Genomic DNA, 20,882 nt, shown 5'->3' with positions numbered 1-20,882 from the left:
GTCAGCGCACACGCACGTAAGTACCGGGTGCCGCCTCCATCGGTGGATAGTTCTGGTTGCCGAGGGCCATGTGGGTTTCTTTTTGCGTCCCCGAGCGTTCCTGGATCCAGCCCAGCCATTGGGTCCACCAACTGCCATCGACTTGCTTGGCGTCGTAATACCAGGCCCGTGGGTCGCTGCTCAGTTTCGTGCTTTCGACGAAGTTGGCCTTCGGATTGGACGGCGGGTTGAGAATGCTCTGCACATGCCCGCTGTTGGACAGCACGAAGCGTCGCTCACCACCCAGCAGCAGCGTCGAGCGATACACCGCGTCCCACGGCGTGATGTGGTCGTTGATGCCGGCCACGCTGAAGCTGTCGACGGTGACTTTCTGCAAGTCGATCGGCGTGCCGCACACTTCAAGGCCGCCCGGATGGCTCAGTGGGTTGTGTTTGAAAAAGTCCAGCAGGTCACCATGGAGGGCTGCCGGCAACCGGGTGTTGTCGTTGTTCCAGTAGAGGATGTCGAACGCTGGAGGCTCCTTGCCCAGCAGGTAGTTATTGACGAAGTAACTCCAGATCAAATCGTTGGGACGCATCCAGGCAAAGACCTTGGCCATGTCGCGCCCGTCCAGTACACCTTTCTGATAGGAGTGACGCTTGGCCGCTTCCAGGGTCTGCTCGTCGGCAAACAAGGTGGCGGGGCTGTCCATCTGACTGTCGAGCAGGCTCACCAGGTACGTCGCGCTGGACACCCGCCGCAGTTGTCGCTTGGCCTGCAAGTGGCCTTGCAACGCGGCGATGGTCAGCCCGCCAGCGCAAGCGCCCATCAAGTTCACTTCGCGAGCGCCCGTGATCGCACGGCAGACATTCATCGCTTCTTCCACGGCTTCAACATACGTCGACAGCCCCCATTCGCGATGACGCACATCCGGATTGCGCCAGCTGATCATGAAGGTCTGCAGGCCGTTTTTCAGGGCGAACTGGACGAAGCTGTTGTGTGGGCTCAGGTCGAAAATGTAGTACTTGTTGATCTGCGGCGGCACCACCAGCAGTGGTTTGGAATACTGCTTTTCGCTCATCGGCTTGTACTGGATCAGCTCCAGCAGCTCGTTGCGAAACACCACGGAGCCCGTGGTGGTGGCGACTGTTTTACCAACCTCGAACGCTTGCTTGGTGACTTGCCTGGGCAGGCCGTCGTTGTGCAGGAAGTCGTCGACCAGATGGCTGATGCCACGCACCAGGCTGTTGCCGCCGGAATTGAAGATTTCCTTGATCGCCAGCGGATTGAGCAGGGTGTTGGACGGCGCCACGGCGTCGTTGAGCAAGGCGAACGCGAAGTGGGCGCGAGCGCGATCGTCCGGGGTCATGTTGCTTTCGTCAATCCAGCTTTTGACCTGTTTCTGCCAGCTCAGGTAGGCCTGCAAGCTGCGGCGATAAAACGGGTTGAGGCTCCACGCCGGGTCGGCGAAGCGATTGTCCTGCGGGTTGGTCGGGTGCAGGGTTTCCCCCAACAGTACGCGACCCAGTTGGCCGCCCAGTTTCAAGGCGTGGCGGGCACTGTGTACCGGATTGCGCAGGCCATGGGCGGCCACGCTGCGCAGGGTCGACAGCAGATCCCGGCCACGTAGGCCGGTGATCGCACTCTGTGCGTTGATGAACGCGGCGGGAGTGGGCAAAAAGTCCCTCGCTGGTTTGTCGCGCATGTGTCAACACTCCTTCGTCTTTCAGGCCAAATACAAACACATCGAACCAGAACACCATAGACGCTGTTACGGGTTGTTGCGCGGTGCGGCGTCCTGCCGACCCCTTTTCGTTAACAAAAGCCGGGGCCGGTTAACCGCCCAATGGCGCCGGATGCGGATGCATCACGGCGCGCTGACGTTCCTCCTCGAGGAATTTCATGATGATCGGCGCCACGGCTTCGGCGCGGGTAATCAGGAACAGGTGCCCGTCATCGATGATGTGCAACTGGGCATTGGGGATCCTCCAGGCCAGCACGCGCATGTTGATCAGGGGGATCAGTGGATCGTCGTCGCCGGCCAGCACCAGGGTCGGCTGGTTGATCTTGTGCAGCCAGTGAATGCTGGTCCAGCCAAGCCCGGCGAACAGCTGCCAGTAGTAACCGAGCTTGCCCGCCGAGCGAACCTTGGCGGCATGGCTGGCGGCCAGGGTCGGATCGCGACGGAACGAGCCGCCGTAGATCATCGGCGCAATGCGGATCACGTGAGACGGCTGGATGTAGCGCCGCGGGCTGGCCATCATCCACAGCACTTTCGGCTTGCCCGGCACCATCACCGCACCGGCCGCCGTGGCAGCGAGTACCAGTTTCTTGCAGCGCTCGGGATAGCTGTACGCAAACTGCTGGGCGAGAGCGCCACCCCAGGACACGCCGATCACGTTGACTTGCCCATAGTCGAGATAGTCGAGCATCCGTGCCGTGAGTTTGGCCAGGCCCGGAAAGCGATACGGCCGGTTGGGCGTCGACGAACCGCCGACACCGGGGACGTCGAAGGCGATGACTTCCAGGTCCGGGTCCAGCGCCGCGACAAACGGAAACACCAGCTCCAGGTTGGCGCCGATGCCGTTGAAAATCAGCAAGGGCGTCAAGTGAGGCTTGCCGGGGCGTACCGCCGTGCGGAGGGTCTGGCCATCCAGGTCGACGGTACGGAATATGAACGGTTGCGGCATGCTTCAGGCCCTGTGGGTTAATTCATCCCCGATCCCCTGTAGGAGCGAAGCTTGCTCGCGAAGGCGTCTAGTCAGTCGACATCCATGTTGAATGAAAGACCGCTTTCGCGAGCAAGCTTCGCTCCTACAGAGGGCGCGGGGTGTGTCGGTTACCGCTCGTGTACGTAAGTGCCTGGCGCCGCCTCGCCTGCCGGGTGAGCCTTGTTGCCCAGGCTCGCTGGGGATTTTTTCAGCTTGCCCGAACGCTCGGCCTGCCAGGCCTGCCAGTGCAGCCACCAGGAGTCAGTGTGCTTGGTGGAATTTTCTTGCCAGTCTTCGGCTTTGACCGGCATCTCCACGCTGGTCATGTAGCGTGATTTCGGGTTGCCCGGCGGGTTCAGGATGCTCTGGATATGCCCGCTGCTGGACAGCACGAACTCAACCTTGCCGCCAAACAACTGCGCCGACTTGTAACAGGACTTCCACGGGGTGATGTGGTCGTTGGTGCCGGCCAGGGAAAAGATGTCGGCCGTGACCTGCTTCAGATCGATCGGCGTGCCGCACACTTCCAGTGCGTCGGCGCGGATCAGTGGGTTACTTTTGAACATCTCGATCAGGTCGCCATGGAACGCGGCGGGCAACCGGGTGGTGTCGTTGTTCCAGAACAGAATGTCGAACACCGGCGGCTCGTTACCGAGCAGGTAATTGTTGACCCAGTAGTTCCAGATCAAATCGTTGGGGCGCATCCAGGCGAAGACTTTCGCCATGTCGCGGCCTTCCAGCACGCCGGCCTGATAGGAATGGCGCTTGGCGGCTTCGAGGGTCTGCTCGTCGACAAACAGGGCCACGTCGCTGTCCAGGGTCGTATCCAGCACGCTGACCAGCAGGGTGAGGGCGTTGACCTTCTTCTCGCCGATCGCGGCGTAGTGGCCCAGCAGCGCAGTGCAGGTGATGCCGCCGGAGCAGGCGCCGAGCATGTTGATGTCTTTGCTGCCGGTGATCGCGGTGACTACGTCGACCGCTTCCTTGAGCGCCTCGATGTAGGTCGACAGACCCCACTCGCGCTGCTCCTTGGTCGGATTGCGCCAGCTGACGATGAACGTCTGTACGTGATTGCGCAGGCAGAACCGCGCCAGACTCTTGTCCGGGCTCAGGTCAAATACATAGAACTTGTTGATCTGCGGCGGCACCACCAGCAATGGGCGCTCGTGCACCTGCTCGGTGGTCGGCCGGTACTGGATCAGCTCCAGCACGTCGTTGCGGAAAACCACTGCGCCTTCGGTCACGCCCAGGCTCTTGCCGACTTCGAACGCGCCCATGTTGACCTGGCTCGGCATGCCGCCGTTGTGCACCAGATCCTTGGCCAAGTGCGAGAGGCCGTCGAGCAGGCTTTTGCCGCCGGTTTCGAAGAAGCGTTTGACCGCTGCCGGGTTGGCCGCACTGTTGGTCGGGGCCATGGCTTCGGTCATGAGGTTGATCACGAAATGCCCGCGACTGACGTCTTTGGGTGGCAGATTGCTGTCGTCAATCCAGTCGTGGAGTTCCTTGCGCCACGCCAGGTAAGTTTGCAGATAACGTTTGTAGAGCGGGTTCTGGCTCCAGGCCGGATCGTGGAAGCGACGGTCATCGCTCGTCGGTTGAAGCTCGGATTTGCCGAACAGCACGTTTTTCAGTTCAAGGCCGAAATGGGCGACATGCCTGGCACTGTGAATCGGTTGTTTGATGGCCTGCCTGAGCACCATTCGAGCAGACGCCAGTAGATCCTTTCCACGCAGCCCAACGACAGGATTCAGCCCCAAGGTGTTTTCCGAGGCTTGATACTTCAAGTCATCGTTATTCTTGTTACTCATCTACGACGCTCCATTGTCCTGAGACGAGTACCTGGGTCCAGCCGTGTCATCACACAGCCAATGCCAGGTACTTCTGCTCGGGTGACCGTTAATTCTGCATCACTGCTTTTTACGGCAGAGAGCACTGCAGGGAACTTGCCAGTTCCATTGGTTACCCGAGTTTAATTTTTTTCGCAAGCGGGCCAATCATTGACCCAGGAGCGGAGCATTCAAACAGATGGAATTAGAAAATGCCCTCTAAAGAGCAAGAGGGCTGACCTAGAGCATCAGCTTGACGATGGATTCGTTCGGATCGCGGGTTTTTCCGGCGGCTTTGAGTTCGGCAAGATAATCGTTCCAAAGGTCCTCCTGACGCACGCCCAGCTGGTACAGATATTCCCAGGTGAACAGGCCGCTGTCGTGGCCGTCGTCGAAGGTCAATTTCAGTGCGTACTGACCGGCCGGTTCTACCTTGGTCAGGCCTACGCCGATCTTGCCAAATTGCAGGATAGGTTTGCCGTGGCCCTGGACCTCGGCGGAAGGAGAGTGCACGCGAAGGAACTCGGCGGGCAGGTGATATTCCTCGCCTGACGCGTATTTCAGCGACAGGGTTTTCGAGGCTTTGTGCAGTTTGATATCGGTGGGGAGTTGGGTCATGACCTGAGTTCCGTTATGGATGGAACCCTGTAGGAGCGAAGCTTGCTCGCGAAAGCGTCAGGTCAGTCGACATGTATGTTGAGTGAATGACCGATTTCGCGAGCGAGCTTCGCTCCTACAAGTTTGGCTTACAGGATATAACGGGACAGGTCTTCGTTCTGCGCCAATTCGCCGAGGTGGCTGTTGACGTACTCGGCGTCGATCAGGATCACCTTGTCGTCATGGGCGCTGGCCAGGTCGCCGGCGCTGAACGACACCTCTTCAAGCAGACGCTCAAGCAAAGTGTGCAGGCGACGGGCACCGATGTTCTCGGTCTTCTCGTTGACCTGCCAGGCGATCTCGGCGATACGCTTGATGCCGTCCGGCTGGAACTCGATGACCAGGCCTTCGGTTTTCAGCAGGGCGCAATATTGCTCGGTGAGCGACGCGTGCGGCTCGCTGAGGATGCGCTCGAAGTCTTCCGGCGTCAGCGCCTTCAGCTCGACACGAATCGGCAGACGACCTTGCAGCTCCGGCACCAGGTCGCTTGGCTTGCTCAGGTGGAATGCACCGGAAGCGATGAACAGGATGTGGTCGGTCTTGACCATGCCCAGCTTGGTGTTGACGGTGCAGCCTTCGATCAGCGGCAGCAAGTCGCGCTGCACGCCCTCACGGGACACGTCGACGCCGCCGGAGTTACCGCGCTTGGCGACCTTGTCGATTTCATCGATGAACACGATGCCGTGCTGCTCGACCGCTTCCAGCGCTTTGGCCTTCAACTCTTCATCGTTGACCAGGCGGCTGGCTTCTTCGTCACGCACCAGTTTCAGTGCTTCCTTGACCTTGATCTTGCGGTTTTTCTTTTTGCCCTTGCCCATGTTGGCAAACAGGCTCTGCAACTGGTTGGTCATTTCCTCCATGCCCGGTGGCGCGGAGATGTCGACGCCGGCCATTTCGGCGACTTCGATTTCGATCTCCTTGTCATCCAGCTGACCTTCGCGCAGGCGCTTGCGGAACAGCTGACGAGTGTTGGAGTCGGCCGATGGGGCGTCATCACTGTTGAAGCCCATGCGCGCCGGCGGCAACAGGGCGTCGAGGATGCGCTCTTCGGCGGCGTCTTCGGCGCGGTGGCGAACCTTGGTCATTTCCTGCTCGCGCAGCAGCTTGATCGCCGCGTCAGCCAGATCACGAATGATCGATTCGACGTCGCGACCGACGTAGCCGACTTCGGTGAACTTGGTGGCTTCGACTTTGATGAACGGCGCGTTGGCGAGTTTGGCCAGGCGACGGGCGATTTCGGTTTTACCGACACCGGTCGGGCCGATCATCAGGATGTTCTTGGGGGTGACTTCAACGCGCAGCTCTTCGGGCAGCTGCATCCGGCGCCAGCGGTTACGCAGTGCAATGGCGACGGCGCGCTTGGCATCGTCCTGGCCGATGATGTGGCGATTGAGTTCGTGGACGATTTCACGGGGAGTCATGGACATAGTAATTGGCGGTCCTCAAGCAAAAGTGAGCCGTGGCGCAAAGGCCGGAACAGGCTTACTCGGCGAGGTCCTGCTCCTCAATGGTGAAGGTGTGGTTGGTGAATACACAGATGTCGCCGGCGATGCCGAGTGCGGTTTCGACGATTTCCCGGGCCGACAGATCGGTTTTCTTCAGCAGCGCGCTGGCGGCGGCCTGGGCGTAACCGCCACCGGAACCCATGGCGATCAGGCCTTCTTCGGGTTCGACCACGTCGCCGTTGCCGGTGATGATCAGGGAAGCGTCTTTGTTCGCGACCGCGAGCATGGCTTCGAGGCGGCTGAGGGAGCGGTCAGTGCGCCATTCTTTGGCGAGTTCGACGGCGGCACGAACCAGGTGACCCTGATGTTTCTCAAGCTGGCCTTCAAAACGCTCGAAGAGGGTGAAGGCGTCAGCGGTGGCCCCGGCAAAACCGGCGATTACCTGACCGTGGTACAGGCGACGAACTTTCTTCGCGTTGCCTTTCATCACGGTATTACCGAGAGAAACCTGGCCGTCGCCGCCCATGACGACTTTGCCGTGGCGGCGAACTGAAACGATGGTGGTCAAGTGAGAGTCTCCACGCAGCGGGGCGAAAATGCCTTATGCCAACTCATATGGGGGTGGTGATGCGTTTTTCAACTGCGGGGCGGGAGAGGGGACGAGCGGTGTTACGCGGGGAAAGGTGTGTTGACTGTTCTGACGCCTTCGCGGGCAAGCCTCGCTCCTACAGGGAATCACGCAATCCTTGTAGGAGCGAGGCTTGCCCGCGAAGAACGATAACGCGGTATGTCTGACGCAATCAGCGGTTCTGGCGTTGTTGTAACAACAGGTTGCTGAAGCCGGCGCCGGACAGTTGTTTCTGCGCCGTGGTCAGCTGTTCGCGGTTGCTGAACGGTCCGACCAAAACCCGATACCATGTCTCGTCCTTGACCGTGCCAGATTCAACCGCCACCGCCTGCCCCAACAGGATGATCTGCGCCCGAACCTTGTCCGCATCAGCCTCCTTTCGGAACGAACCGGCCTGGAGGAAGAACTTGGTCACCGGAGCCGCTTTGGACACCGGTGGCGCTGGCGGCGGCGTGATCCCGGCCAGTGCGGCCTGGGCGCGCGCGGTATCGATCTTCGCCGCTTCAGCCGGCGTGACCGGCGTCGTCGGAATGGCCGGCACTTGTGGCGTCGGCAGGGTTTTCTCCGGCACGGCATCCGGCGGCACGATGACCTCCGATTCCGGCAGCAGGGTGTAGAAGTCGTATTTCGGCTTCACCGGTTGCGTCGGGCTCGGCGGGGTCTTGTTGGCCTCGGCGATCTTGGTGGCTTTCTGTTGCTCGATCTTCTCGCGCTTGACGCTCTCGCTGCCCTTGCCCGGTTCCAGTTTCATCAGGAACACAATGAACGCGCCGACCGTCAGGCCGATGGCCATCCACAGCCACCCCGGGATCGGTTGTTTTGCAGGAGCTTGGTAACGGCTGGCGCCACGCTTGGGTGCAGGTTTTTTCTTGGCAGCCAACTTACATACGCTCCAGAGTTTCCAGACCCAAGAGTTCCAGGCCTTGCTTGAGAGTGCGGCCGGTCAGCGCGGCGAGGCGCAGGCGGCTCTGCATTTGCGCCGGGGTGTCGGCGCTGAGGATCGGGCAGTTCTCGTAGAAACTGGAGAACAGGCCGGCGACATCGTACAGGTAGGTGCACAGGATGTGCGGCGTACCTTTTTCGCACACGTTGTTCAGCACTTCGCCGAATTGCGCGAGCTTGGCTGCCAATTCGTGTTCGTGGGCGGCTTCGAGGACGATCTGGCCTTCGACTTCGCTGAAGTCCTTGCCGAGCTTGCGGAACACACCGGCCACGCGGGTGTAGGCGTACAGCAGGTACGGTGCGGTGTTGCCTTCGAAGTTCAGCATCTGGTCGAAGTTGAAGCTGTAGTCGCTGGTGCGGTGCTTGGACAGGTCGGCGTATTTCACCGCGCCAATGCCCACGACCTTGGCGATGTTGCGCAATTCGTCTTCGGCCAACTCCGGATTTTTGCTTTTTACCAAAACATAAGCACGATCCATTGCCTCGGTCAGCAGGTCGATGAGCTTCACCGTGCCGCCATCACGGGTCTTGAACGGACGGCCATCAGCGCCGTTCATGGTTCCGAAGCCCATGTGTTCCATTTCCATCGGGTGCGTCACGAAGCCGGCCTTGCGGGCGACCGCGAACACTTGCTGGAAGTGCAGCGCCTGACGCTGGTCGACGAAGTACAGCGCGCGATCAGCCTTGAGCGTACCGCTGCGATAACGCACGGCCGCCAGGTCGGTGGTGGCGTAGAGGTAGCCGCCATCGGCCTTGACGATGATCACCGGCAGCGGGTCGCCGTCGGCGTTCTTGAATTCGTCGAGGAACACGCACTGCGCGCCATTACTCTCGACCAGCAGGCCAGCGGCCTTCAGGTCGTTGACCACGTTGATCAGGTCGTCGTTGTAGGCGCTTTCGCCCATCACGTCGGCCATGGTCAGTTTGACGTTGAGCAGTTCGTAGATTTTCTGGCAGTGCGACAACGAAATGTCTTTGAACTTGGTCCACAGCGCCAGGCAGTCCGGGTCGCCGGCTTGCAGCTTGACCACCAGGCCACGGGCGCGATCGGCGAACTCTTCGGATTCGTCGAAGCGTTTTTTCGCCGCGCGGTAGAAGTTTTCAAGATCCGACAGTTCGTCGCTGGTGATCGGGTTTTCTTGCAGGTACGCCATCAGCATGCCGAACTGGGTGCCCCAGTCGCCGACGTGGTTCTGACGGACGACGTCGTCGCCGAGGAACTCCAGAACGCGCGCCACGCCGTCGCCGATGATGGTCGAACGCAAGTGGCCGACGTGCATCTCTTTGGCCAGGTTCGGGGCCGACAGGTCGACGACGGTGCGTTGCACCGGGCCGGCCTTGCGCACGCCGATGTGGTCGTCGGCGAGGGCAGCATCCAGGCGAGTGGCCAGGGCATCAGTGTTCTGGAAGAAATTCAGGAAGCCCGGGCCGGCGATTTCGGTCTTGCTGACGTTTTCGTCAGCCGGCAGTGCCGCGATGATTTTCTCTGCCAGATCACGCGGTTTCATGCCCGCTGGCTTGGCCAGCATCATCGCGATGTTGCTGGCGAAGTCGCCGTTCTTCTTGTCACGGGAGTTTTCCACCTGGATCGCCGGCGACAGGCCTTCAGGCAACACACCTTCGTTGACGAGTTGGGTGATGGCTTGTTGGATCAGCTGGCGAATGGTGTCTTTCATGGTGTTCTCTTTCGACCGCAAGCGCGGCGGCGCTTCGATGCGCTAGTGGAAAAACTGGGCATTATCCGTTGCGAAGGCGGGCTTGCCAACTATAGCGGGCAGGTTATGGATATGTGGTGACAAATCGGGCCTCTTCGCGGGCAAGCCTCGCTCCTACAGGTTCGTGTCGTTCACAATATTGGCAAACGACTAACCCCTGTAGGAGCGAGGCTTGCCCGCGAAGGCGATCTAACAATCAATACAAATCGACCGGGTCGACATCCAGGGACCAGCGCACCGCCCGCCCACTCGGCATCTGCTCCAGCACCAGCAACCAATTGGCGAGCAACCGATGCAACGGCGCCCGGGCCGTGGCCTGCAACAACAACTGCGCACGATAACGCCCCGCGCGGCGCTCCATCGGTGCCGGCACCGGGCCGAGAAGCTCAATCCCGGTCAGGTTCTGCTCAGCCAGCAAGCGCTCGGCTTCGCTGCACGCCTCATCGAGAAACCCTTCGGCCTGTCCCGGTTTATGCGCTTCGGCCCGCAGCAACGCCAAATGCGCAAACGGCGGCAATCCTGCCGAGCGGCGTTCGCTCAAGGCCTGTTCGGCAAAGGCGAAATAGCCTTGTTCGGTCAATTGCACCAGCAACGGATGATCGGCCAGGTGCGTCTGGATAATCACCTTGCCGGGCTCTTCGGCCCGCCCGGCGCGGCCAGCAACCTGAACGATCAATTGAGCCATGCGCTCGCTGGCGCGGAAGTCGCCGGAGAACAGCCCACCATCGGCATCGAGAATCGACACCAGCGTCACCCGTGGAAAGTGGTGCCCTTTGGCAAGCATTTGCGTGCCGACCAGAATGCACGGCTGGCCTTTCTGGATGGTTGCGAACAGCTGATTCATCGCGTCCTTGCGCGACGTGCTATCGCGATCGACCCGCAGCACCGGGACGTCCGGAAATAGAATCGCCAGGCGTTCTTCTGCGCGCTCGGTGCCGGCACCCACCGGCCGCAAATCGACCTTGCCGCACTTCGGGCAATGCCGAGGCACGCGTTCGACGTAGCCGCAATGGTGGCAGCGCAATTCGCCGGAGCGCTGGTGCACGGTCATCCGCGCATCGCAGCGCTGGCACTCGGACATCCAGCCGCAGTCGTGACACAGCAGCGTCGGCGCAAAGCCGCGACGATTGAGAAACACCAGCACTTGCTGGCCGGCCGCCAGGGTCTGGCCGATGGCTTGCTGCATCGGCCCGGAAATGCCGCTGTCCAGCGGACGACTTTTCACATCGAGACGCAGGAATCGCGGTTGCTTGGCGCCGCCAGCACGCTCATTCAGGCGTAGGAGCCCATACCGACCGGTGTAGGCGTTGTGCAGGCTTTCCAATGAAGGTGTGGCGGAGCCGAGCACGATCGGGATGTTTTCCTGCCGCGCGCGCACCAACGCCAGATCGCGGGCGTGGTAACGCAGACCTTCCTGCTGCTTATACGAGCCGTCGTGTTCTTCGTCGATGATGATCAGGCCGGGATTTTTCATCGGCGTGAACAGCGCCGAACGGGTGCCGATAATGATGTCGGCGTCACCGTCCCGGGCGGCGAGCCAGGCTTCGAGGCGCTCGCGATCATTGACTGCCGAGTGAATCAGGGCGATGCGCGCATTGAAACGCTGCTCGAAGCGCGCCAGGGTTTGCGGGCCGAGGTTGATCTCCGGGATTAACACCAGCGCCTGCTTGCCGGCTTCGAGGGTTTCGCGGATCAGCTGCAAATAGACTTCGGTCTTGCCGCTGCCGGTGACGCCGGCCAGCAGGAACGCGTGATAACTGTCGAACCCGGCGCGAATCGCTTCATAGGCGGCGCGCTGCTCAGGGTTGAGCGGCAGCTCCGGTTGCGCCAGCCAGTGTTCGTGGCGGGCGCCGGGGGCGTGCTTGCGGATCTCCACCTGCACCAGGTCCTTGGCCAGCAACAGATCCAGGCTGTCCTTGCTCAGCATCAGTTTGCTCAGCAACTGATGAGCCACGCCGTGGGGGTGTTGGGCCAGCGTGGCCAAGGCTTCGCGCTGGCGCGGTGCACGGGCGATACGCGGGTCATCCAGGCTGGCGCCGGGCGCGGCGGACCAGAAGCGTTCCTGCCGCGCTTCGGCCAGTTCGCCCTGGCGCAGCAACACCGGCAGCGCCCAGCTCAAGGTGTCGCCCAGGCTGTGCTGGTAATACTGCGAGGTCCACAGGCACAGCTTGAACAGCGCCGGCGGCAGTGGCGGCGTGGCATCGAGCAGGGCCAGGGCCGGTTTGAGCTTTTCTACCGGGACTTCGCTGGTGTCGGTGACCTCCACCAGAATGCCGATCATTTCCCGCCGGCCGAACGGCACCCGCAGGCGCATGCCCGGTTGCAACTGGGCGCGCAGGACCCCGGCCGGGGCACGGTAATCGAACAGGCGGCGCAGCGGCGAAGGCAGGGCGAGGCGCAAAATGGCGTCGGGCACGCGGGGGATTCTCTGTGGGCGGGCAGCAAGAAAGGCTGAGCGCAACCCCTGTGGGAGCGGGCTGTGGCGAGGGGATTTATCCCCGTTCGGCTGCGAAGCAGTCGCAAATCAGTGAATACGGTTTTTCTGAAACACCGTATTCACAGCTTCAGGGCCGCTTCGCGACCCAACGGGGATAAACCCCTCGCCACAGGTCACTCCCACAGGTTTGCGTGCAGATGATCAGCATTTGGGGCGCGAGCCTAGCAGACGGTCGGTAGAAGCGACAGCTTGCGTGATTGGCATTGTCTGGTAGAATCCGCGGCCTAATTACGTGCGGTATTCAACAATAGTGTTGAGTGGCGGCACGCTAGCCCGAGGAAGACACCATGAAAGCCGATATCCATCCAACATACGAAGTCACCGCAGTTACCTGCAGCTGTGGCAACAAGTTCGAAACTCGTTCGAACCTGGCCAAGCCTCTGGCGATCGACGTATGCAACGAGTGCCACCCGTTCTACACCGGTAAGCAGAAGACTCTGGATACTGGCGGTCGTGTACAGCGCTTCGCAGACCGTTTCGGCGCTTTCGGCAAGAAAGCTCCTGCTGCTGCAGAGTAAGGTTGAAAGGCCCCATGGGCTTTACCTTGCTAACGAAAAAGGCGTCCCTCGCGGGCGCCTTTTTTGTGTCTGCGATTTGGCTGTCTGGCGCCCAGGCCTTCTGTCCGGTGCCAAGCGGTCTGACACCCATCGCGGTGCAGCGTGTGGTGGATGGCGACACCTTGCGCCTGAGCGATGGCCGCAGTGTGCGCATGATCGGCTTGAATACGCCAGAGCTGGGCAAGCAGGGTCGTTCCGACGAGCCGTTCGCCGTGGCCGCACGCAAACGCCTGGAAACGCTGGTGGCGGCCAGCGACGGACGCGTGGGTTTGCTGCCCGGTAAAGAGAGCAAAGATCATTACGGTCGCACGCTGGCCCATGTCTATGGCGCCAATGGCGCCAACCTCGAAGCGCAGATGCTCGCCGAGGGCCTCGGTTTTCAAGTGGCGGTCGCACCGAATGTCGATTTGGTCAACTGCCAGCAAGCCGCCGAACGCAGTGCCCGTCGGGCCGGACTTGGCCTGTGGCGGCAATCGCCTGTACTGAAAGCGGAGCAGATCAACGCCTCCGGTTTTGCCGTGCTCAGCGGTCGTGTGAGCAAGGTTCAACGCAATCGCGGCGGGGTTTGGATTGAGTTGCAGGACGCGGTTGTATTGCGCGTTGCACCCAATTTGCTCGGGCAGTTCGATGTAGCATCGCTTGAGCGGCTGAAGGGCAAGCAGATCGAGGCGCGTGGCTGGGTGGTGGATCGATCGCGCCGGGGCGGTTTGAAATCCGGGCAGGCGCGCTGGCTTCTACCGCTGACCGATCCGGCGATGCTGCAAGCGGCACCCTGATAAAAAATTGTAGACATTTTATCTGGCGATTGTGAACAGTCTATCCCTTGTGTTCCGCGGCTCTTGGCCCAAAGTCGTAAGGCAGGGCGCTTGACAGGGGTGACCGGTCAGTCTTGTGGGGACTTTGCGACACGCGTATCCTCGGCGGTCCGTCTGTCCAACAGTAAAAGCGGAATGCCCACATGTCTGATTTGAAAACTGCCGCTCTCGAATATCACGCCCATCCTCGTCCAGGGAAGCTGAGTGTCGAGCTCACCAAGGCCACCGCTACCGCCCGCGATCTGTCGCTGGCCTACAGCCCCGGCGTAGCCGAACCAGTACGCGAAATCGCCCGCGATCCTGAACTGGCCTACAAATACACCGGCAAAGGCAACCTGGTTGCAGTCATTTCCGATGGCACCGCGATTCTCGGCCTGGGTAACCTCGGCCCATTGGCTTCCAAGCCAGTCATGGAAGGTAAAGGCGTGCTGTTCAAGCGCTTCGCCGGCATCGACGTTTTCGACATCGAAGTCGACTCCGAAAGCCCGCAAGCCTTCATCGACACCGTCAAGCGTATCTCCATTACCTTCGGTGGCATTAACCTGGAAGACATCAAGGCCCCTGAGTGCTTTGAGATCGAGCGCGCTCTGATCGAACAGTGCGACATTCCAGTGTTCCACGATGACCAGCACGGCACCGCAATCGTTACCGCGGCCGGCATGATCAACGCCCTGGAAATCGCTGGCAAAACCCTCGCTGACGCCAAGATCGTCTGCCTGGGCGCCGGTGCAGCGGCCATCTCCTGCATGAAATTGTTGGTGAGCATGGGCGCCAACATCGAAAACATCTTCATGGTTGACCGTACCGGTGTGATCCACTCCGGCCGTGACGACCTGAACCAGTACAAGGCTGTCTTCGCTCACGCGACCGACAAGCGCACCCTGGCTGACGCCCTGACCGGTGCCGACGTGTTCGTTGGCCTGTCCGGCCCGAACCTGTTGAGCGCTGAAGGCCTGAAATCCATGGCGGCCAACCCGATCGTGTTCGCGTGCTCCAACCCGGATCCGGAAATCTCCCCGGAACTGGCGCACGCCACCCGTGACGACGTGATCATGGCGACCGGCCGTTCGGACTACCCGAACCAGGTCAACAACGTACTGGGCTTCCCGTTCATCTTCCGCGGTGCCCTGGACGTTCGCGCCAAGCGCATCAACGAAGAAATGAAAGTTGCCGCGGCTAACGCCCTGCGTGAACTGGCCAAGCTGCCGGTTCCTCAGGAAGTGTGCGACGCCTACGGCGGTATCAAGCTGGAATTCGGTCGTGAGTACATCATTCCGAAGCCAATGGATGCCCGCCTGATCACCGTGATCTCCGATGCCGTGGCCAAGGCCGCCATCGAGACCGGCGTAGCGACCCTGCCGTATCCAAAGAACTACCCGCTGAAAAGCGTGGATGACGTGTTCAACGGCTAAGCCGTTGTAGCGCTTCAACCGAAAGCCCCGATTCGTATGAGTCGGGGCTTTTTTTTATCTGTGGCTTTTGCACCGGACGTTGATCGTTCCCACGCTCTGCGTGGGAATGCCACAAGGGACGCTCCGCGTTCCAGCTCTGGAAAGGGACGCGGAGCGTCCCGGGCTGCATTCCCACGCAGAGCGTGGGAACGATCGGCAGGCAGTAAAAAGCCCCGCACTTCTCTCGAAGGCGGGGCTTTTGCGTTGCGCTACGCGATCAGAACAGATCGATCGGCGCCGCTTCATCCGCCGGCAGCGGGCTGCCCGGCGCATTGCCGTTACCCAGCTCATTCACCGACGGTGGCGTATCTTCGGCCTTGAACAGCTCGAAGTACGCGCCTGGCGTGCCTGGGCTGGCCGCACGACCGCTGACCGGGTCAACCCGCAAGCTGAGGATGCCTTCCGGCTCAGTCTGAGTGTGAGGCGGCTTGTCCTTAAGCGCCGCAGCCATGTAGTTCATCCAGATCGGCAGCGCAACGGTGCCACCGAACTCGCGCTTGCCCAGGCTTTCAGGCTGGTCGAACCCGGTCCAGACCGTGGTCACGTAATCGGCGTTGTAGCCGGAGAACCAGGCGTCCTTGGATTCGTTGGTGGTGCCGGTCTTGCCCGCAATGTCACTGCGGCCCAAGGCCAGTGCGCGGCGGCCGGTGCCGAGTTTGATCACGTCCTCAAGCATGCTGTTGAGGATGTAGGTGGTGCGACCGTCAACGATGCGTTCGGCCACGGCCGGCGTTTGCGGCGCGGTGCCGGGTGCGGCCGGAGCTTCCCCCGGCGTCGCATTGACTGTGAACGCCTGGGCGTCGGTCGGTGCGGCGATGCCGTTGGTCGCTGTGTCGCCCTGAGGAACGCTCGGCGGGTTGGCGACGAACAGCGTGTCGCCATTGCGGCTTTCGATCTTGTCGATGATGTACGGAGTGACTTTATAGCCGCCGTTGGCGAAGGTGCTCCAGCCGGTGGCGATTTCCATTGGCGTCAGGGTCGCGGTGCCCAAAGCCAGGGACAGGTTGCGCGGCAGGTCCTGCTTGTTGAAGCCGAACTTGCTGATGTAGTCGATGGTGCGATCGACGCCCAGCGCCTGCACCAGACGGATCGATACCAGGTTGCGCGACTTGTAAAGCCCCTCACGCAGGCGGATCGGGCCGAGGAAGGTGTTGGTGTCGTTCTTCGGACGCCAGACCTTGTCCAGGTATTCATCGACGAACACGATCGGTGCATCGTTCACCAGGCTGGCGGCGGTGTAGCCGTTATCCAGCGCGGCGCTGTACACGAAGGGCTTAAAGCTCGAACCCGGCTGACGCTTGGCCTGCATGGCGCGGTTGTAGTTGCTCTGCTCGAAGGCAAAACCACCGACCAGCGAGCGGATGGCGCCGTTCTGTGGGTCAAGGGACACCAGCGCGCCCTGCGCTTGCGGAATCTGGCTGAATTTCAGCGAATTGTCCGGTTGGCGCTGCACGCGAATCAGGTCGCCGACCTGAGCCACATCCGACGGCTGCTTCGGATTGGCGCCCATGCTGTTGGTGTTCAGGAACGGACGCGCCCATTTCATGCTGTCCCAACCGATGTGTTCTTCGCCGGTGCGGGTGATCACTTGCAGACCGTTCTTGTCGACCTGCGTGACGATGGCGGGCTCAAGACCGCTGATGGTCCGCTGTTTGGTCAGTTCGGTGGCCCAGGCCTCGCGAGTCTTGCCCGGCAGACGCGATTCAGGGCCGCGATAGCCGTGACGCTGATCGTAGGTCATCAAGCCTTCGTGGACCGCAGTGTTGGCCATTTCCTGCAAGTTGCTAGGCACCGTCGTCGTGACGCGGAAACCTTCGGTGTACGCATCGCTGCCATAGCGGCCGACCATTTCGGCACGGGCCATTTCAGCGATGTACGGCGCGTTCACTTCCGGCGTCGGTACGTGATAGCTGGCGTTCAGCGGTTCGTTGATTGCGGTGGTGTAGTCGGCTTCGGTGATCTTGCCGAGTTTGTACATGCGCCCCAGGATCCAGTCGCGACGTTCCTTGCTGCGGGCCGGGTTGGCCAGTGGGTTGAAGCGCGAAGGGGCTTTTGGCAGACCGGCGATCATCGCCATCTGCGCCAGGCTGACGTCGCGAATCGATTTGCCGTAGTAAACCTGCGCGGCGGCTTCGATGCCGTAGGCGCGGTTACCCAGATAGATCTTGTTGACGTAGAGCTCGAGGATCTCGTCCTTGGTCAACTGCCGTTCGATCTGCAGGGCCAGGAGGATTTCTGTGGTTTTGCGCGAGAAACTGCGTTCGCTGGTCAGGAAGAAGTTCTTCGCCACCTGCATGGTGATGGTGCTGCCGCCGGACTGGATGTGTCCGCTTTTTACCAGCTGGGTCGCCGCACGCATCAGGCTGCTGGGATCGACACCGTAGTGGTTGGCGAAATTGTCGTCTTCAGCACTTAGTAACGCATTGATGAAGTTGGGGGGAATGTCGGCGAAACGGATCGGTGTGCGGCGCATTTCGCCAAATTCTGCGATCAACTTGTTGTCGCTGCTGTACACCCGCAATGGAATCTGCAACTGGATGCTTCGCAGAGCCTCCACAGATGGCAATCCCGGACTAAGGTAAAGAAACGCGCCGCTCAGACCAAGGAGCAGTCCGCAGAAAACGGCGACGATGGACCAACCGAAAAATTTCAGCAGACGAATCAAGGCTTTGGGATATCCAGGGCAAAGAATGAATTGGGCAACAGGGTTCAGATAACAGGGAACAACCCGCGCTTGCAGTAAAAACCGGAAAAAAACGCTGGGCATTATAAGCATTTTTCCGTCGAGGGCGTCATTTGCGCTGCTGTCAAGACGGGTGGTTTGAACGCAATGGGTATTACAGAGTCCGTAAGACACGGATAGTCATAGGGAATTGGTAGTGCTAGGACTCTTCAATAAAAAAGCCAACACGCTTCTGGGGATCGACATCAGCTCCACGTCGGTGAAGCTGCTTGAGCTAAGTCGTCAGGGCGAGCGTTATCGGGTCGAGGCCTATGCGGTCGAGCCCTTGCCCGCCAATGCAGTGGTCGAAAAAAATATCGCCGAGCTCGAAGGTGTGGGCCAGGCACTCGCGCGCGTGCTGCTCAAGGCCAAAACCAACCTCAGGAATGTCGCCGTGGCCGTCGCCGGTTCGGCAGTCATCACCAAAACCATCGAGATGGACGCAGGTCTTTCCGACGACGAGATGGAAAACCAGCTGAAGATCGAGGCCGATCAGTACATTCCCTATCCATTGGATGAAGTCGCCATCGACTTCGAAGTCCAGGGCGTGTCGGCGCGTAACCCCGAGCGGGTCAACGTGCTGCTGGCGGCCTGTCGCAAGGAAAACGTCGAGGTGCGTGAAGCTGCCCTGGCGCTGGCCGGCCTGACGGCGCGAGTGGTGGATGTCGAGGCCTATGCGCTGGAACGATCCTTCTCCTTGCTGGCGCGGCAACTGGCGGTCTCTCAGGAGGGGCTGACCGTGGCGGTGGTCGACATCGGCGCGACCATGACCACCCTTAGCGTGCTGTTCAACGGGCGGATCATCTACACCCGAGAACAATTGTTCGGCGGTCGTCAGCTCACGGAGGAAATCCAGCGTCGTTATGGCCTGACCATCGAGCAGGCGGGGCTGGCGAAGAAGCAGGGCGGCTTGCCGGACGATTACGTCAGCGAAGTCTTGCAGCCGTTTCGCGATGCGCTGGTGCAGCAGGTTTCCCGCTCGTTGCAGTTCTTCTTCGCATCCGGTCAGTACAACGCGGTCGATCACATTCTGCTGGCTGGCGGTACCGCGTCGGTTCCGGGGCTTGATCGCCTGATCGAACAGCGGCTGGGTACGCCGACCCAGGTGGCCAACCCGTTCTCCGACATGGCGTTGAGCAGCAAGGTCAATGCCGGGGCCCTGGCAAGCGATGCGCCAGCGCTGATGATCGCTTGCGGGCTCGCCCTCAGGAGTTTCGACTGATGGCGCGGATCAATCTTTTACCCTGGCGCGAAGAGCTGCGTGAAGAGCGCCGCAAACGCTTTTTGCTGGCGCTGGTCGGCGTGCTGGTGTGCTCGGTGGGCGCGATTTTTATCGCGGACCAGGTCATCAGTGGCGCCATTGACCGACAAGTGGCCCGTAACGATTACATCGGCAAACAGATTGTCGTGGTCGACGAGCGCATCAAGCAGATCAGCGACCTGAAGTCCCGTCGCCAGCAGCTCGTCGAGCGCATGCGCATCATCCAGGACCTGCAAGGCAACCGTCCGATCAGTGGGCGGATTTTCGACCAGTTGGCGCGTACCCTGCCGGACGGGGTGTATTTCACCGAAGTAAAAATGGCTGGCAAAACCCTGTCCATTACCGGCGCGGCGGAATCGAACAATCGTGTTTCGGACTTGATGCGTAACCTGGATGCGTCCGACTGGTTCGATGCACCGAGTCTCACGGAAGTCAAAGCCACCACCGCCGGGCAACTGGATCAGGCCAATGTCTTTCAGTTGACCGTCCGTCAGACTCAGCCCGCTGTTGTGGAGGCTGGCAAATGAGCCCCTCGGAATGGTTCGAAGGCCTGCGCAAGATCGACATCAACGATCTCGACACCAACAACATGGGTTCCTGGCCGCCGGCGATCAAGGCCTTGGCGGGTGTCTTACTGATGGTTTTGGTGTTGACCCTCGGGTACACCTTTTACATCAGTGATCAGGAAGATCACCTCGGACTCAAGCGTGAAGAAGAGTCGACACTCAAGGAGCAATTTGCGACCAAGGCGCACATGGCGGCGAACCTGGAGCTGTACACCCAGCAAATGAAAGAGATGGAGAACTCCTTCGGCGTGCTGCTGCGGCAATTGCCCAGCGATACCGAGGTGCCCGGGCTGCTGGAGGACATCACCCGCACCGGCCTCGGTAGCGGGCTGGAGTTCGAGGAGATCAAGCTGTTGCCGGAGGTTACCCAGCAGTTCTACATCGAACTACCGATTCAGATCACTGTGACCGGTGCCTATCACGACCTGGCGACGTTCGTCAGTGGCGTGGCCGGGTTGCCGCGGATCGTGACGCTGCATGATTTCGACCTTGCGCCGGCCGACCCCGAGGGCGGTCCGAAACTGCGCATGAGCATCCTGGCCAAGACCTATCGCTACAACGACAAGGGGTTGCAGAAATGAACCCGATTCGTTGCTTGTTGATGGTTGTATTGCTCGCCGGTCTGGCCGGTTGCGGCAACGGCAATGACGTCGGCGACCTCGACGCCTACATGAACGAGGTGCGCCTGCGGCCGCCGGGCAAGATTGAACCAACGCCGACATTCCGGTCTTACCCAACGTTCACCTACAACGCTGCCAACCTGCGCAGCCCGTTTTCCCGGCAGGTCAGGGTCGACCTGGCCGGGCAGCAGCGCGGCTCGCGCAACGTCAAGCCCGACCCCGGCCGGGCCAAGCAATACCTCGAAGGTTTCAACATCGAGCAGTTTGAAATGGTCGGCACGATCTCCAATGCCTCCGGCTCCTTTGCGCTGTTGCGCGGGGCAGGCGGGGTGCATCGGCTGAAAGTCGGCGATTACCTGGGGCGTAACGATGGACGGATCGTCGCCATCAGCGGCTCGCAAGTCGATGTGGTCGAAATCGTTCCCGACGGCGAAGGTGCCTGGCTGGAACGACCCCGGACCATCCCTTTGAAAGAGCACTCATAGTGGAA

General features: G+C 60.6%; 17 protein-coding genes. 7 read left to right on the top strand and 10 right to left on the bottom strand.

From position 1 onward, the window contains the following. Position 1: 1 nt before the first annotated feature. From phaC (ACIQV9_RS16310) to ACIQV9_RS16270, 9 genes are all read right to left on the bottom strand, one after another. Entirely contained in the window at positions 2-1,684 is a 1,683-nt protein-coding gene (gene phaC / locus ACIQV9_RS16310) for a class II poly(R)-hydroxyalkanoic acid synthase (protein WP_403103280.1), read from the bottom strand. A gap of 130 nt (positions 1,685-1,814) precedes the next feature. Next, the gene (gene phaZ, locus ACIQV9_RS16305; RefSeq protein WP_403103278.1) at positions 1,815-2,669 is read right to left on the bottom strand and encodes a poly(3-hydroxyalkanoate) depolymerase; all 855 of its coding nucleotides are present in this window, start codon (positions 2,667-2,669) and stop codon (positions 1,815-1,817) included. A gap of 149 nt (positions 2,670-2,818) precedes the next feature. After that, positions 2,819-4,498 carry a class II poly(R)-hydroxyalkanoic acid synthase gene (gene phaC / locus ACIQV9_RS16300; protein WP_403103275.1) on the bottom strand — a complete coding sequence of 560 codons (1,680 nt, stop codon included), beginning with the start codon at positions 4,496-4,498 and terminating at the stop codon, positions 2,819-2,821. Positions 4,499-4,756: 258 nt separating this feature from the next. After that, positions 4,757-5,134 carry a gamma-butyrobetaine hydroxylase-like domain-containing protein gene (locus ACIQV9_RS16295; RefSeq protein WP_102593627.1) on the bottom strand — a complete coding sequence of 126 codons (378 nt, stop codon included), beginning with the start codon at positions 5,132-5,134 and terminating at the stop codon, positions 4,757-4,759. Between the two features lie 128 nt (positions 5,135-5,262). Then, complete coding sequence (gene hslU, locus ACIQV9_RS16290; protein WP_403103271.1) at positions 5,263-6,600, bottom strand: ATP-dependent protease ATPase subunit HslU; 1,338 nt, start codon at positions 6,598-6,600, stop codon at positions 5,263-5,265. A 55-nt stretch (positions 6,601-6,655) separates the two neighbouring features. Then, entirely contained in the window at positions 6,656-7,186 is a 531-nt protein-coding gene (gene hslV / locus ACIQV9_RS16285) for an ATP-dependent protease subunit HslV (protein ID WP_007899242.1), read from the bottom strand. 232 nt (positions 7,187-7,418) lie between these two features. Next, positions 7,419-8,126, bottom strand: coding sequence for an SPOR domain-containing protein (locus ACIQV9_RS16280; protein WP_403103268.1), 708 nt, complete (start codon positions 8,124-8,126; stop codon positions 7,419-7,421). 1 nt (position 8,127) lies between these two features. Further along, positions 8,128-9,864 (bottom strand): arginine--tRNA ligase, encoded by a 1,737-nt coding sequence (gene argS / locus ACIQV9_RS16275; protein ID WP_403103265.1) that lies wholly within the window; start codon positions 9,862-9,864, stop codon positions 8,128-8,130. A 235-nt stretch (positions 9,865-10,099) separates the two neighbouring features. Next, positions 10,100-12,319 (bottom strand): primosomal protein N', encoded by a 2,220-nt coding sequence (locus tag ACIQV9_RS16270; protein ID WP_403103262.1) that lies wholly within the window; start codon positions 12,317-12,319, stop codon positions 10,100-10,102. 368 nt (positions 12,320-12,687) lie between these two features. Here ACIQV9_RS16270 and rpmE point away from each other — a divergent pair, with 368 nt between their 5' ends. The 3 genes from rpmE to ACIQV9_RS16255 all read left to right on the top strand — a co-directional run bounded on the left by rpmE (position 12,688) and on the right by ACIQV9_RS16255 (position 15,184). Beyond that, complete coding sequence (rpmE, locus tag ACIQV9_RS16265; protein ID WP_059181778.1) at positions 12,688-12,918, top strand: 50S ribosomal protein L31; 231 nt, start codon at positions 12,688-12,690, stop codon at positions 12,916-12,918. A gap of 14 nt (positions 12,919-12,932) precedes the next feature. Then, entirely contained in the window at positions 12,933-13,733 is an 801-nt protein-coding gene (locus ACIQV9_RS16260; protein ID WP_403103258.1) for a thermonuclease family protein, read from the top strand. A 182-nt stretch (positions 13,734-13,915) separates the two neighbouring features. Further along, positions 13,916-15,184 carry a malic enzyme-like NAD(P)-binding protein gene (locus ACIQV9_RS16255; protein ID WP_201115270.1) on the top strand — a complete coding sequence of 423 codons (1,269 nt, stop codon included), beginning with the start codon at positions 13,916-13,918 and terminating at the stop codon, positions 15,182-15,184. A gap of 256 nt (positions 15,185-15,440) precedes the next feature. On the opposite strand, the gene ACIQV9_RS16250 is transcribed toward ACIQV9_RS16255, so the two are convergent. Then, positions 15,441-17,885, bottom strand: a complete 2,445-nt coding sequence (locus tag ACIQV9_RS16250; RefSeq protein WP_403103380.1) for a penicillin-binding protein 1A — start codon at positions 17,883-17,885, stop codon at positions 15,441-15,443. A gap of 217 nt (positions 17,886-18,102) precedes the next feature. Between ACIQV9_RS16250 and ACIQV9_RS16245 the strand changes: the two genes are divergently transcribed. The 4 genes from ACIQV9_RS16245 to ACIQV9_RS16230 are packed head-to-tail and all read left to right on the top strand — an operon-like array spanning position 18,103 to position 20,877. Continuing rightward, positions 18,103-19,167, top strand: a complete 1,065-nt coding sequence (locus ACIQV9_RS16245; RefSeq protein WP_403103254.1) for a pilus assembly protein PilM — start codon at positions 18,103-18,105, stop codon at positions 19,165-19,167. Then, a complete protein-coding gene (locus ACIQV9_RS16240; protein ID WP_403103251.1) occupies positions 19,167-19,733 on the top strand; it encodes a PilN domain-containing protein in 567 nt (188 codons plus the stop codon). The genes ACIQV9_RS16245 and ACIQV9_RS16240 overlap by 1 nt, the downstream gene beginning before the upstream one ends. Then, positions 19,730-20,353, top strand: coding sequence for a type 4a pilus biogenesis protein PilO (pilO, locus tag ACIQV9_RS16235; RefSeq protein ID WP_403103248.1), 624 nt, complete (start codon positions 19,730-19,732; stop codon positions 20,351-20,353). Before ACIQV9_RS16240 ends, pilO begins: the two co-directional genes overlap by 4 nt. Beyond that, positions 20,350-20,877 carry a pilus assembly protein PilP gene (locus ACIQV9_RS16230; RefSeq protein ID WP_403103245.1) on the top strand — a complete coding sequence of 176 codons (528 nt, stop codon included), beginning with the start codon at positions 20,350-20,352 and terminating at the stop codon, positions 20,875-20,877. Before pilO ends, ACIQV9_RS16230 begins: the two co-directional genes overlap by 4 nt. Positions 20,878-20,882 lie beyond the last annotated feature (5 nt).

Source organism: Pseudomonas sp. NPDC099000, from assembly GCF_044759925.1.
In the GTDB taxonomy this organism is placed as follows: Bacteria; Pseudomonadota; Gammaproteobacteria; order Pseudomonadales; family Pseudomonadaceae; genus Aquipseudomonas.
The sequence above is the reverse complement of the archived record's forward strand: the minus strand, read 5'-3'. Positions and strand labels throughout refer to the sequence as shown.

Coding starts and splice junctions, on each gene's coding strand:
- pilO (WP_403103248.1), top strand. CDS start 19,730: ATGAGCCCCTCGGAATGGTTCGAAGGCCTGCGCAAGATCGACATCAAC.
- rpmE (WP_059181778.1), top strand. CDS start 12,688: ATGAAAGCCGATATCCATCCAACATACGAAGTCACCGCAGTTACCTGC.
- hslU (WP_403103271.1), bottom strand. CDS start 6,600: ATGTCCATGACTCCCCGTGAAATCGTCCACGAACTCAATCGCCACATC.
- phaC (WP_403103275.1), bottom strand. CDS start 4,498: ATGAGTAACAAGAATAACGATGACTTGAAGTATCAAGCCTCGGAAAAC.
- ACIQV9_RS16255 (WP_201115270.1), top strand. CDS start 13,916: ATGTCTGATTTGAAAACTGCCGCTCTCGAATATCACGCCCATCCTCGT.
- argS (WP_403103265.1), bottom strand. CDS start 9,864: ATGAAAGACACCATTCGCCAGCTGATCCAACAAGCCATCACCCAACTC.
- ACIQV9_RS16260 (WP_403103258.1), top strand. CDS start 12,933: ATGGGCTTTACCTTGCTAACGAAAAAGGCGTCCCTCGCGGGCGCCTTT.
- phaZ (WP_403103278.1), bottom strand. CDS start 2,669: ATGCCGCAACCGTTCATATTCCGTACCGTCGACCTGGATGGCCAGACC.
- ACIQV9_RS16230 (WP_403103245.1), top strand. CDS start 20,350: ATGAACCCGATTCGTTGCTTGTTGATGGTTGTATTGCTCGCCGGTCTG.
- phaC (WP_403103280.1), bottom strand. CDS start 1,684: ATGCGCGACAAACCAGCGAGGGACTTTTTGCCCACTCCCGCCGCGTTC.
- ACIQV9_RS16295 (WP_102593627.1), bottom strand. CDS start 5,134: ATGACCCAACTCCCCACCGATATCAAACTGCACAAAGCCTCGAAAACC.
- ACIQV9_RS16240 (WP_403103251.1), top strand. CDS start 19,167: ATGGCGCGGATCAATCTTTTACCCTGGCGCGAAGAGCTGCGTGAAGAG.